Below are 12,109 nucleotides of genomic sequence, written 5' to 3' on the forward strand. Positions count from 1 at the left end.
CCGGGTCGCCTGTAGGCGGCTCGGCCAGGGCCGGGCGGGGCCTTTTGGACCCCACCCTGGGTTTACCGCTTAAACCTCGTCGCCCAGCGACAGCAGCGAGGCGTTGCCGCCCACCGCCGTGGTGTTGACCGAGGTGGTGCGCTCGTTGACGAAGCGCAGCAGGTAGCTCGGGCCACCGGCCTTCGGGCCGGTGCCGGACAGACCGCAGCCGCCGAAGGGCTGCACGCCGACCACGGCGCCGATCTGGTTGCGATTGACGTAGAGGTTGCCGACCCGCGCCAGGGCCTCGATGCGCTGGGCGGTCTCCTCGTTGCGGCTGTGCACGCCGAGGGTCAGGCCGTAGCCGGTGCCGTTGATGGCCGCCACCACCTGGTCCAGATCGGCCGCCTGGTAGCGGACGATGTGCAGGATGGGGCCGAAGTTTTCCTTCTTCAGCTCGTCGATGCCAGCGATTTCGAACGCCACCGGGGCGACGAAGTGGCCGTCCAGGCCGGCCGGCAGGCTGGCCTCGGCGATCAGCTTGCCCTCGCCCTTGAGCTGGGCGATATGGGCCAGCAGGCCTTCGCGGGCTTCGGCGTCGATCACCGGGCCGACGTCGCTGACGCGCTTGTGGGTCGGGCCGACCTTGAGTTCGGCCATGGCGCCCTTGAGCAGGTCGATCACCCGCTCGGCGATATCGGCCTGCACGTACATCACGCGCAGCGCCGAGCAGCGCTGGCCGGCGCTGGTGAAGGCCGACTGCACGGCATCCTTGACCACCTGCTCGGGCAGCGCGGTGGAGTCGACGATCATCGCGTTCTGGCCGCCGGTCTCGGCGATCAGCGCGGCGATCGGGCCCGGCTTCTCGGCCAGCTGGCGGTTGATAAGGCGCGCCACCTCGGTAGAGCCGGTGAAGCACACCCCGGCGACGCGGGCATCGCGGCAGAACACGCCGCCGAGGGTGGCGCCGTCGCCCGGCAGGAAGGCGATCACGTCGGTCGGCAGGCCGGCCTCGAACATCAGCTCCAGGGCGCGGGCGGCGATCAGGCTGGTCTGCTCGGCCGGCTTGGCCAGCACGCAGTTACCGGCCACCAGGGCGGCGGTGATCTGGCCCAGGTAAATGGCCAGGGGGAAGTTCCACGGGCTGACGCAGACGAAGATGCCACGGCCCTCGTGGAACAGCTCGTTGCGCTCGCCGGTCGGCCCCTGCAGCTCTTCGCGGCCCAGACGCAGGCGTGCCTGCTGGGCGTAGTAGCGGCAGAAATCCACCGCCTCGCGCACCTCGTCGATGCCGTCCTGCAGGCTCTTGCCGGCCTCCAGGGTGCACAGGGCCATCAGCTCGGCGCGGTTGGCCTCGAGCAGGTCGGCCAGGCGCTCGAGCACGCTGGCGCGGGCATCGATCGGCGTGGCGTTCCAGCGCGGCCAGGCGGCCTGCAGCCCGTCCAGGGCCTGGGCGGCCTGTTCGGCCGTGGCGAACTGGGCGCTGCCGACCACACGGCCGAGCTCGTAGGGACAACGGACTTCCTGGACGCTGCCGGCCAGCTTCTGCCCGTTGATCACCGGGGCGGCTTGCCATTGACGGTCGAGGTGCGGCTGGTAGGCGGACTCGAGTTCGGCCCAGGAGTGCTGAATGTTCATGTTGATGCCTTGGGAGTTTTTCCGCGCGGCGCCGAACAGCGCGGGCGAAAGGGGAATTTTCTCATTGCTGAGCGACTTGAACTTGCGCAGTTGCGTCACCGGGTGATCGAGAAGGGACTCGACCGGGGTGCTCGGGTCGACCAGCTGGTGCACGAAAGAGGAGTTCGCGCCGTTCTCCAGCAGGCGCCGCACCAGGTAGGGCAGCAGGTCCTTGTGGGCGCCGACCGGGGCATAGATGCGCACGGTCTTGCCGTGCTTTTCCAGCACCGTGTCGTACAGCGCGTCGCCCATGCCGTGCAGGCGCTGGAACTCGAACTCGCGCGGCTGCTGGTGCTCGGCGGCCATGGACAGGATGGAGCTGACGGTGTGGGCGTTGTGGCTGGCGAACTGCGGGTAGATCACCCCGCGGGTGAAGTCCGACAGCAGGAAGCGCGCGCAGGCCAGGTAGGAGGTGTCGGTGGCTTCCTTGCGGGTGAACACCGGGAAACCGTCCAGCCCCTGCACGTGGCACTGCTTGATCTCGCTGTCCCAGTAGGCGCCCTTGACCAGGCGCAGCGGCATCTTGGCACCGAGCTCCTTGCCCAGCAGGGTCAGCCACACCAGCACCGGCAGGCAGCGCTTGGAATAGGCCTGCACCACCAGGCCGAACTCGCCCCAGCCCTTGATGGCCGGGTCGCGCATCAGCTTCTCGTACAGCTCCAGGGACAGCTCCAGGCGATCGGCTTCCTCGGCGTCCACCGAGATACCGACGCCCAGCTCGCGGGCCCGGATCGCCAGCTCGCGCACGTTGGCGAACAGCTCGGTGAGCACGCGCTCGCGCTGCGCCACTTCATAGCGCGGGTGCAGCGCCGACAGCTTGATCGACACCGAGGGCTTGGGCCCCGGGCCGACCTGGGGCTCGGCGCCGACGGTGTCGATGGCCTTGCGGTAGTCGGCCATGTACTTCTCGGCGTCGGCCTGGGTCAGCGCCGCCTCGCCGAGCATGTCGAAGGAGTAGGTGTAGCCCTTCTCGCGTTCCGGGCGGCCGTTCTTCAGGGCCTCGGAAATGCTGCGGCCGAGCACGAACTGCTTGCCCATCAGCTTCATCGCCTGGTTCATCGCGGCGCGAATCACCGGCTCGCCGGAGCGCTGGATGAGCTTGCCGAGGATGCTCTTCGGCCGGCCGTCGGCGGTTTCCGAATCGACCACCTTGCCGGTCATCACCAGGCCCCAGGCGGCGAAGTTGACCAGCACGCTGTCGCTCTTGCCGAGGTGGCGTTCCCACTCGGCGGCATTGAGCTTGTCGCGGATCAGCGCGTCGGCGGTGGCGGCGTCCGGCACGCGCAGCAGAGCCTCGGCCAGGCACATGAGCATCAGCCCTTCCTGGGTATCGAGGCTGTACTGACGAAGCAGTGCGTCGAGGGTATCGACGGCATTGTCCCGGCTGCGCACGTCTTGGATCAACGTGCGGGCATTGCGGCGGATAGCCTCGATGCCGTCCTGACCGGGATCGGCGAGCTGCAAGAGCTCAGTGAGATAGGCTGCCTCGTCAACGCTGTAGTTCGCGCTGATGACAGGGAAGAAATCGGCGGCCTTGGCGGCAGAGATCCGGTTAAGGAACTCGTCCTGCAAGACGTGACTGGCTTTGAACATCACGCCCATCCTCTTGTGGAGACTGTTGTTGTGAGACCACCGCGCGGTATCGGCCGGGTAGCTCTGGTCCGACCACGGACCCAAAGCCAGGCGCACGCCACGCGTGGAGGACGGAATTTAGTGGCAGAACCATGACGGCTTCTTGCGCAAAGCTCTGTATTTTTTGCAGAAACCTATGGGCGGGGAACTATTGGCAAACAGCCGTTTAAGCGGCAGAGGGCAGGGAAAACGGGCATGCGCGCTGCGCTAGAGCCATCGCGGGGTCAGCCCGCTCGGCTAACGGGCGCGGCGCAGAGACCCGGGAGTCGTCTGAAAACGGCGCTTGTAGGCGCGGGAGAAACTCGAGGCATCGGCGAAGCCGACCTCATCGGCCACCGCCGCCAGCGGCAGGGCGCTGTTGAGCAGCAGGTATTGGGCCCGCTGCAGGCGCCGGTTCATCACGTACTGCTGTGGCGTCACGCCGAGCTGACGCTGGAACAGGCAGATGAAATGGCTCTCGCTGAGATTGATCGCCGCGGCCAGCTCGCCGTTGCTGGGTGGCTCGGCCAGACGCCGGTCGATCAGCCGATCGAGCTCGGCCAGGGCCAGGCGTGCATGGCGCGGCGGCAACGACGCGGTGGCTGAATAACGCTGGCACAGCTGGGTCATGAACAGCGACACCAGCTGACAGCCGACCAGGCTATCGGCCTGCTCCCGCCCCCGTTGCAGCTGGCCGACGGCGAAGTCCAGCAGCGGCAGCGTGGCGAAATCCAGGGAGACGAACTCCGGACGCTGGAACAGCGTCTGGCTGAACCGCATGCCGCAGGCCTCTTCCAGGGCACGGATATAGGGGTCGTGCAGCGCCACGTCGAGCACCAGCAGTTCGCTGTCTTCGCTGAGGCCGGCATACAGATGGCCGGCCGCCGCCGGTACCAATGCGGCGGTGCCGCTGGCCAGGCGGCCCGTCGCGTCGCTGAACTCGCAGTCCATGCGCCCGCGCCAGCCGATCAATACCTGGGCGTAATCGTGGCTGTGCTCGCCGCGCTGCAGGGCGATCAGGTTGCGCCGCACCTGGCTGCGATTCATCGCGGCGGGACCGCGACAGGAAGGGATCGATTCATAGCCTGGGTCTACAACTCCAGCGGCTGGGTCAATGCCAACAGGCTCGGCGTGACTACCATGGCCAAACACCTTAACAACGGGAAAAGCCGCCATGCAACTGAATGCCGACCAGGTACAGCACGCCTTGCCGTGGGCCAGTCTGATCGAGGCGCTGAGCGCGATCTTCGCCCGCGAAGACGTCTGCTCGCCAGTCCGTCACCACCACGGCATCGAGGTACCCGGCGAGCCGACGGCCACCCTGCTGCTGATGCCCGCCTGGATCGAAGGCGAGTATGTCGGCGTCAAGCAGGTCAACGTGTTCCCCGGCAACAACGCCCGCCACCTGCCCGGCCTGAGCAGCCACTACATGCTCAGCTGCGGCCAGAGCGGCCAGCCGCTGGCATTGCTCGACGGCAACGAGCTGACCGCCCGGCGCACCGCCGCGGCCTCGGCGCTGGCCTCGCGCTTTCTCTCCCGCGAAGACGCCAGCAGCCTGCTGATGATCGGCGCCGGACGCATGGGCCGCCGCCTGATTCCGGCGCACATGAGCGTGCGGCCGATCCAGACCGTACGGGTGTGGGACCGCAACGCGGCCGCCTCGACGGCGCTGGTGGCCGAGCTGCGCAGCAGCGGCATCGACGCCCAGGTCTGCCACGAAGCGCAACTGCAAGAGGCGGCCGGCGAGGCCGACATCATCAGCTGCGCCACCCTGGCGACCGAGCCGGTGGTCCTCGGCGACTGGCTCAAGCCCGGCGCCCACCTCGACCTGGTCGGCAGCTTCACCCCCAGCATGCGCGAGACCGACAACGTCGCCATGCAGCGCTGCGCGCTGTTCGTCGACACCAAGGCCGGCGCACTGAGCGAGACCGGCGACCTGATCATGCCGATCCGCGAGGGCGCCATCGGCGCCGACAAGATCCTCGCCGAACTCGCCGAGCTGTGCCGCGGCCAGCACGGAGGCCGCGCCGCCCTGGCGAACGCCGACCAGGCGGTGACCCTGTTCAAGTCGGTGGGCGACTCGCGCGAGGACCTCGCCGCGGCGATTCTCGCCTACCGCAATCGAGGCTGACGCCTACGCCTGTTCGGGCACCCACAAGCGGGTGCCCTTTCTCATCTCCGCCCGACAAAAACAACAGGATGACGACGACCGTCGCTCATCTGCTGGAGTACCGACAATGACGGATAACAAGCCGCCAGCGATCGCCCTGCCCAACCTCTGGGTGGCGCTGATCCCGATCGTCACGACCATCGGCCTGCTGGGCCTGCAGATCTTCTACTACAACGACTTCACCCCGCACATCGCCCTGGCCATCGGCTTCGCCATCACCGGCCTGGTCGGCTGGACCCAGGGCTATCGCTGGAAGGACATCGAGGCCGGCGCCTTCCATGTGCTGCACGTGGCGATGCCCTCGATCGCCACCCTGATCCTGGTCGGCATGCTGGTCAGCCTGTGGATCGCCAGCGGCACCGTGCCGCTGCTGATCTACTACGGCCTGGAACTGATCGACCCGGCCTGGTTCCTCGCCGCCTCCATGCTGCTCTGCTCGGTGGTGTCGCTGGCGATCGGCTCGAGCTGGACCACGGTCGGCACCATCGGCCTGGCACTGGTGGGCATCGGCACCGCCTTCGGCATTCCGCTGTACTGGATCGCCGGCGCCGTGGTCTCCGGCGCGTTCTTCGGCGACAAGGTCTCGCCGCTGTCGGACACCACCAACCTGGCGGCGGCGGTCACCGAGACCAACGTGTTCGCGCACATCCGCAACATGATGCCGACCACCATCCCGGCGATGCTCATCGCCTTCGCCCTCTACCTGCTGGTCGGCGGCCAGACCGGCGTCGACGCCTCTCAGCTCGAGCAGATCGACCTGCTCAAGGAAGGCCTGCGCAGCCAGTTCGACCTCGGCCTACTGGCGCTGCTGCCGTTGCTGCTGGTCATGGCGCTGGCATTCTTCAAGGTCGCACCGATACCTGCGCTGTTCACCGGCTTCGCCCTCGGCGGCCTGGTCGCCTTCATCAACTACGACTACAACCTCAACCAGTTGCTGACCTTCGCCCACAGCGGCTTCAAGGCCAGCAGCGGCAGCGCGTCGCTCGACAGCCTGCTCAACCGCGGCGGAGTGACCTCGATGACCTGGGTGGTGACCCTGATGATGTTCGCCCTGGCCTTCGGCGGCGCCCTGGAGCGCACCCGCTGCCTGGAGTCGGTGGTCGCCGCGATCATGCGCCTGAGCAAGGGCTTCCGCGGCCTGCAGAGCAACGCCATCCTGACCTCGGTGGCGACCAACGCGGTGTCCGGCGACGTCTACCTGTCGATCGCCCTGCCGGGGCGCATGTACGGCCCCGAGTACGACCGCCTGGGCTACAGCCGCCTCAACCTGTCGCGGGCCATCGAGGAAGGCGGCACCCTGGTCTCGCCGCTGATTCCCTGGAACGCCGGCGGCGCCTTCGTCATCGGCACCCTGGGCCTGAGCATGACCTCCGGCGACTACAGCAACCTGCTCTATGCGCCGCTGGCCTTCGCCTGCTGGCTGTCGCCGGCCATCGGCATCCTCTATGCCCAGACCGGCTGGTTCTCCAAGCGCGCCGAAGCCGCCCCGACGACGGCCGCTGCACCCACCTCATTGCTAGCCGACGCAGAAGGAGCGGTCTGATGCCGGCCCCCGCCAAGACCGTCGCGGTGATAGGCGCCGGGGTGGTCGGCCTGTGCACCGCCCTGCAGGCCCAGCGCAAGGGCTACCGGGTGACCCTGATCGACCGGGAAGCGCCGGGTCGCGGCGCCTCCTTCGGCAACGCCGGCTACCTGGCCACCGAGCTGATCGACCCGCTGTCCAGCGCCAAGACCCTGCGCGGCGCACTGGCCATGCTGCTCGACCCGCACGGCCCACTGGCCCTGCCGCTGGGCTACCTGCACCGCAGCCTGCCCTGGCTGGCGCGCTTCGTCGCCGCCGCCCGTCCTGCCCAGGTCGCCCGCTCGCGAGAGGGCCTGCGCCAGCTCAACCGGGCGGCGATTGGCGCCTGGCAGCGCTGCCTGAACGACATAGGTGCGAGCGAGCAGCTGTGCCAATCCGGCTACCTGCTGGTCTGGGAGTCGCCCGAGCGGCTCGCGGAAGCCCGGGCCCATGGCCGGTATCTACGGCAGTGGAACGTCCCCTGCGAACTGCTCGACGCCGCCCGGGTCGCCCAGCTGGAACCGGCCCTGGCCGGCACCGTCAGCCATGCACTGTACTTTCCCGAGGCCTGCCGGGTGCGCGAGCCCTACCAGCTCTGCCGCCTGCTGTTCGCCGCCTTCGAAGCCCGCGGTGGACGCTTCGTGCAACAGGCCGTCGAATCCCTGGCTGCCGACACCCGGCAGGTTGAAGTAAGCCTCGTGGGTCGCACGCTAAGCGCCGACAAGGCGGTGATCTGCGCCGGCGCCTGGAGCAAACGATTGCTGCGGAGTACGGGCATCGAGGTGCCGCTGGAGGCGGAACGGGGTTACCACCTGAGCCTGCAGGGCGTGGCGACGGGACTGACGCGGCCGATCGGCTCGGCGGAGCGGCGCTTCGTCATCAGCCCGCTGGACTCCGGTCTGCGCGCCGTGGGCTTCACCGAATTCGGCGGGCTAACGCTCAAACCGATTCGCCGGCGCTTTAAGACCCTGCGCCGGCACAGCCAGGCGCTGATCTCGGCCCTGGCGGAGCCCTCCTTGCAGACCAGCGAATGGATGGGGCATCGCCCCACCCTGCCCGACTCGCTGCCGGTGATCGACCGCCACCCGCAGTTGCCGCGCCTGCTGTTCGCCTTCGGCAACCAGCATCTGGGCCTGACCCAGGCGGCGATCAGCGCCGAATTGGTGGTCGACCTGATGAACGACGAGGCACCGGCGCTCGACCCGCGCCCCTACCGGGTCGAACGCTTTCGCGATGCACACCGGCCACACGGCTAGGGCGCGGCGCTGCCCACGCAGCAGACCGCCCGAAGCCCCGCGCCGATGGTGCCGAGGTCAGCGCCGGAACAGATTGATCAGCAGGGTCAGCGCCAGGCTGACGAGCAGCATCGAGGTCAGCGGGATGAACACGCGGCCGCGCGCCGACTCGATGCGGATGTCGCCGGGCAGGCGGCCGAACCACTGCAGCAGCCAGGGGGCGAAATGCAGCGTGGCGCCCAGCAGCAACAGCGCCAGTCCGGCCAGCATCACCCAGCGCGCCACCGGCCGTCCTACTCCGCTCGGCCGAACTTCTGGTCGTAGCCGGAGGGGGTCATGCCGGCATTGGCCAGGCATTCGCGCAGGTGCTTGATCTCCTGCTTGCTGCACTCGTTGCCCTGGTGCGGATGGTGCAGCACGAACTCATAGTCGTTGAGCGTCACGCGAAAGCGCGCGCCGAGGATCGGCTCGACCTTGGCCTCGAGGTGATGCAGCAGCGACTCGACCTCGCGCCAGTGGATATTGCTGCGCAGCGGGTCCTCGAAGATCGAGTACAGGAGACTCTGGTGTTTGTGAGCCATGACACGCCCTCCTCTCGACTGCTCTACTTCAAGGATAGCGGGGCGCGCCGGCTCGGCCCCGGCCAGGCCGCTCACGGCCTAGTGGAACAGTGGTTTGCCGTGATCCAGGGCCTGGTCTACGAGCCACTTGCCATGGGCGATCGAGGCTCGCTGGGCGCTCTCCAGCTCGGCGAGATAGAGGCTATCCACCGGCAGGGGCAGGCGCTTGGTGGTGCGGCCGTCCGGGGTGGTGATGTGACAGCCTCCGGCCCAGGGCGTGGGGATGCCCGGGTGTTCCACGACATCCGCGATGATGGTGTGGTCGCGATGGACGCATTGCATGGTGCTCATGAGACCTACCTCTCTGTTGAAATGCCGCCGCCGGATCGCTACGACCACCGCCCGCGCGTCTGGACCCAGCGGCCGGCATGGGTTCCACCTACAGAGCCGCACGGTGCGCAGTGTGCTGACCGTGCATTGCCAAGGATATAGCACAGGATAGCTGACCCGACGCCGACACCGACGAAGGACGGCGGCCGGCACCGCCTCAGCCGGCGGGGGCGAAACGTTGCAGCTGCATTTCCTGCAGGCGGCTCAGGGTGCGGCGGAACGCAAACTCCAGGTAACCCTGGGTGTAGAGCTGCGCCAAAGGCACCTGCGCCTCCAGGTAAAGCGGGACACGGCGGTCGTAGCACTCATCGACCAGGGCGATGAAACGGCGCACGCCGTCGTCATGCCGGGACAGCTCCGGCAGTCGCCGCTCGCCGGCCTGCACCTGCACTGCCCCATCCTCGGTGCCGCGGGCGATGTAGCCCGGTCGCTGCCCGGCGCTGAGATTCGGCACCTCGCCGAGCAGGATGCTGGAGAAGCGGTCGCACAGGGCGATGAAATCGAGGGCGGCCAGTGGCTGCTCGCACAGGTCGGCGTAGCGACACCAGAGCACGCGCTCGCCATGGCGCACCGCGGAAATACGGCGATGCCCCAGGCTTATGGGTTCGCCGCAGGGCGCCTGCCCCCCGTTCAGGCGCTGGAATACCGCGGTCAGGGCACTCGGCTGGCCTGGCCGGGCGATCCAGTAACGCTGCAGCTCAATGCCCGGATGCAGGCGATGGTCCTGGCCGCCGTCGACCCCGACGACCTGCATATGCCGCTCGATCGCCGCCACCGCCGGAACGAAGCGCTGCCGGTTGAATCCCTCGGCGTACAACTGCTGCGGCGCCTGGTTGGAGGTGGCGACCAGCACCACGCCCTGCTCGAACATCGCCTGCAGCAGCCGGCCGAGGATGATCGCATCGCCGATGTCGTTGACGAACAGCTCGTCGAAGCACAGCACCCTGAGCTCCGCGCCCAGCTCGCGGGCCAGCGCCAGCAGCGGGTCGGCGGTGCCGCTCAGCTGGAACAGACGCCGATGCACCCAGGCCATGAAATGGTGGAAATGCTGACGACGCGCCGGTACTCGCAGGCTGCGGTAGAAGCTGTCCATCAGCCAGGTCTTGCCGCGCCCCACCGGCCCCCAGAGGTAGACCCCGCGTGGCGCACCCGCGCCCTCGGCAGCTCCATGCAAGGCCTGATGGCAGTTCTGCAGGCATTGCACGGCCTGCCACTGGGCCTGATCGAACTCGAACCCCCGTTCGACGGCCTGCCGGTAAGCCGCCAGGGGCGACGGCTCGCCCCCCGCCTCAACGGCCCCGGGGACAGCCGCCCCGTCGAAACCACTCATAGGTTCATTGTGCCTGCCGCCGCTTCCACTCGTCGGTGAGCAGGCCGGAGAAGCCCCAGTCCTCCTCGAGGATGTCCTGAATCACCACATGGGTGTGTTCCGGCCGTTTACCGAGCACGCGCACCAGGGAGTCGGTCACTTCCTTGACCAGCTGCGCCTTCTGCTCCCGACTCGCCCCCTTGGTGATCTGGATATTGACGTATGGCATCACGCTCTCCTGCGGTATCGTCGAAAAGTCGGCAAAGGATAGGCGGCTAACGCCCCAAGTGGCCGACCGCGGCCTTCCTGGTCTGCGCCAGGAACTATGCGGCGCTCAGCGCTCAATAACCTGCCCGCGCATGGGCGCCAGGCGCGCCAGCAGGCGATTCTGCGCCGGCACCGGGGTGCCTTCGGCATCCATGGCATCCTGCAGGTTTTCCACCAGGGCATTGAAATCGCTGGGGGTCAGCTGCTGCCCCTTGTGGCTCTCTTCCATGCTGTCGCCGGTGTAGGCGCAGGGGCCGCCGGCCTCGGCACAGATCTGCTCCACCAGCTTGTCGCGCAGGCGCACGATATCGATGTCTTCGAAATGACGGACGATGCGCCGGTCGCCGGCGATGTTCAGCAGCATGCCTTCGACGATCCGGGTGATGCCCGCCTGCCCTCCCAAGGCCTGGTAGAGGCTGTCGTCCCGCGGCGGCTGCTGGGCGCAGGCCGTCAGGCTGAGGATCAGGGCCAACGGCAGAATACGCATCCTCAGAAGCTCCCTTGTACGGACAGATAAGCGCCGTTCTGCTGGTCCAGGGTGGCGATCTCGCCGAGCCGGGCATAGGCCAGCACCACCGCCAGGCGCTTGTTGGGGAAATAGCCGACGAACAGATCGGCCCAATCGCTTTCCCCGGCGAAGCCGAGATTGTCAGGCTTCTCGCGGTATTCCACCCCCAGGGCCCAGTGACGATCGAGCAACACGGCGATCGAGCCCTCCTTGAGCAGCGAGTGCTTGTCGCGCCGGTCGCCGCCGAAACCCAGCAGGCCTAGTTCGTTGGCCCGGCTGTAACGCACGCCGCCGTTGACCAGCAGGTTGTAGCCGAAGGCACCGCCGAGGAACAAGCGGCTGGCGGCGAGGTAGCCTTCGGTGTCCTCGCTGCGCTGGGCACCGACCAGGCTGGGGATGAGGAAGTCCTTCTGACGCTTGTGCTGGATGCCGAGGGAGACCTGCGGCAAGAGGTCGTAGATCAGGTCGCCGAACAGCCGCACCTTCAGCCCGAAGATGTCCTGGCTCAGGCTGTTTTCCGGAAGGCTGAGATCGCGCGCCAGGTTGCCCAGGTCGAAACGCTGGCGGGCATAGGACAGCTCCAGGCGATTATCGAATGAGGCGGCGACGCCGGCCACATCCAGGCGGTAGTCGCCGGTCTCGACGCGAGTGGCGAACAGGTCGCCCCCCCACTCGCCACGCTCGCCATAGCCGGCCAGCACCGCCCAGGGGGTGATGCCGCCACCGGCGGCGCCCTCCAGGCTGGACGCCCCACCGGTGGCCAGCAGGCGCCCCTGATCGGCGCCGGCCAGGGTAGAACACAGACAGAGCACAACGCCGAGAAACTGCGAATTGATCATGGA

12 protein-coding genes are annotated in these 12,109 nt (G+C 67.8%); 3 read left to right on the plus strand and 9 right to left on the minus strand.

The annotated features are described in order from the left end of the window. Positions 1-69: 69 nt before the first annotated feature. Both putA and ACSX1C_RS09950 read right to left on the minus strand, forming a co-directional pair. Positions 70-3,249, minus strand: a complete 3,180-nt coding sequence (gene putA / locus ACSX1C_RS09945) for a bifunctional proline dehydrogenase/L-glutamate gamma-semialdehyde dehydrogenase PutA (protein ID WP_439889283.1) — start codon at positions 3,247-3,249, stop codon at positions 70-72. A gap of 276 nt (positions 3,250-3,525) precedes the next feature. Then, the gene (locus ACSX1C_RS09950; protein ID WP_439889284.1) at positions 3,526-4,314 is read right to left on the minus strand and encodes a helix-turn-helix domain-containing protein; all 789 of its coding nucleotides are present in this window, start codon (positions 4,312-4,314) and stop codon (positions 3,526-3,528) included. Positions 4,315-4,441: 127 nt separating this feature from the next. On the opposite strand from ACSX1C_RS09950, the gene ACSX1C_RS09955 reads away from it, so the two are divergent. From ACSX1C_RS09955 to ACSX1C_RS09965, 3 genes are all read left to right on the plus strand, one after another. Continuing rightward, the gene (locus ACSX1C_RS09955) at positions 4,442-5,398 is read left to right on the plus strand and encodes an ornithine cyclodeaminase family protein (RefSeq protein ID WP_439889285.1); all 957 of its coding nucleotides are present in this window, start codon (positions 4,442-4,444) and stop codon (positions 5,396-5,398) included. 106 nt (positions 5,399-5,504) lie between these two features. Beyond that, complete coding sequence (gene nhaC / locus ACSX1C_RS09960; protein ID WP_439889286.1) at positions 5,505-6,980, plus strand: Na+/H+ antiporter NhaC; 1,476 nt, start codon at positions 5,505-5,507, stop codon at positions 6,978-6,980. Next, a complete protein-coding gene (locus ACSX1C_RS09965; protein WP_439889287.1) occupies positions 6,980-8,254 on the plus strand; it encodes an NAD(P)/FAD-dependent oxidoreductase in 1,275 nt (424 codons plus the stop codon). Before nhaC ends, ACSX1C_RS09965 begins: the two co-directional genes overlap by 1 nt. Before the next feature lie 57 nt (positions 8,255-8,311). Here the strand turns inward: ACSX1C_RS09965 and ACSX1C_RS09970 are convergent, their stop codons facing one another. From ACSX1C_RS09970 to ACSX1C_RS10000, 7 genes are all read right to left on the minus strand, one after another. After that, the gene (locus tag ACSX1C_RS09970; RefSeq protein WP_439889288.1) at positions 8,312-8,518 is read right to left on the minus strand and encodes a DUF2905 family protein; all 207 of its coding nucleotides are present in this window, start codon (positions 8,516-8,518) and stop codon (positions 8,312-8,314) included. Positions 8,519-8,526: 8 nt separating this feature from the next. After that, positions 8,527-8,814: a hypothetical protein gene (locus ACSX1C_RS09975; protein WP_439889289.1), complete on the minus strand. Its 288-nt coding sequence runs from the start codon at positions 8,812-8,814 to the stop codon at positions 8,527-8,529. 78 nt (positions 8,815-8,892) lie between these two features. Continuing rightward, complete coding sequence (locus ACSX1C_RS09980) at positions 8,893-9,144, minus strand: hypothetical protein (RefSeq protein ID WP_439889290.1); 252 nt, start codon at positions 9,142-9,144, stop codon at positions 8,893-8,895. Between the two features lie 196 nt (positions 9,145-9,340). Then, positions 9,341-10,513, minus strand: coding sequence for a cell division protein ZapE (zapE, locus tag ACSX1C_RS09985; RefSeq protein WP_439889291.1), 1,173 nt, complete (start codon positions 10,511-10,513; stop codon positions 9,341-9,343). Positions 10,514-10,517: 4 nt separating this feature from the next. Continuing rightward, a complete protein-coding gene (locus ACSX1C_RS09990) occupies positions 10,518-10,721 on the minus strand; it encodes a tautomerase family protein (protein WP_439889292.1) in 204 nt (67 codons plus the stop codon). A gap of 105 nt (positions 10,722-10,826) precedes the next feature. Next, positions 10,827-11,246 (minus strand): group I truncated hemoglobin, encoded by a 420-nt coding sequence (locus tag ACSX1C_RS09995; protein ID WP_439889293.1) that lies wholly within the window; start codon positions 11,244-11,246, stop codon positions 10,827-10,829. A gap of 2 nt (positions 11,247-11,248) precedes the next feature. Continuing rightward, positions 11,249-12,106 carry a DUF3034 family protein gene (locus ACSX1C_RS10000; RefSeq protein WP_439889294.1) on the minus strand — a complete coding sequence of 286 codons (858 nt, stop codon included), beginning with the start codon at positions 12,104-12,106 and terminating at the stop codon, positions 11,249-11,251. Between the last annotated feature and the right edge of the window lie 3 nt (positions 12,107-12,109).

This window comes from Pseudomonas sp. MBLB4123, assembly GCF_051904775.1.
Lineage (GTDB): Bacteria > Pseudomonadota > Gammaproteobacteria > Pseudomonadales > Pseudomonadaceae > Aquipseudomonas > Aquipseudomonas benzenivorans_B.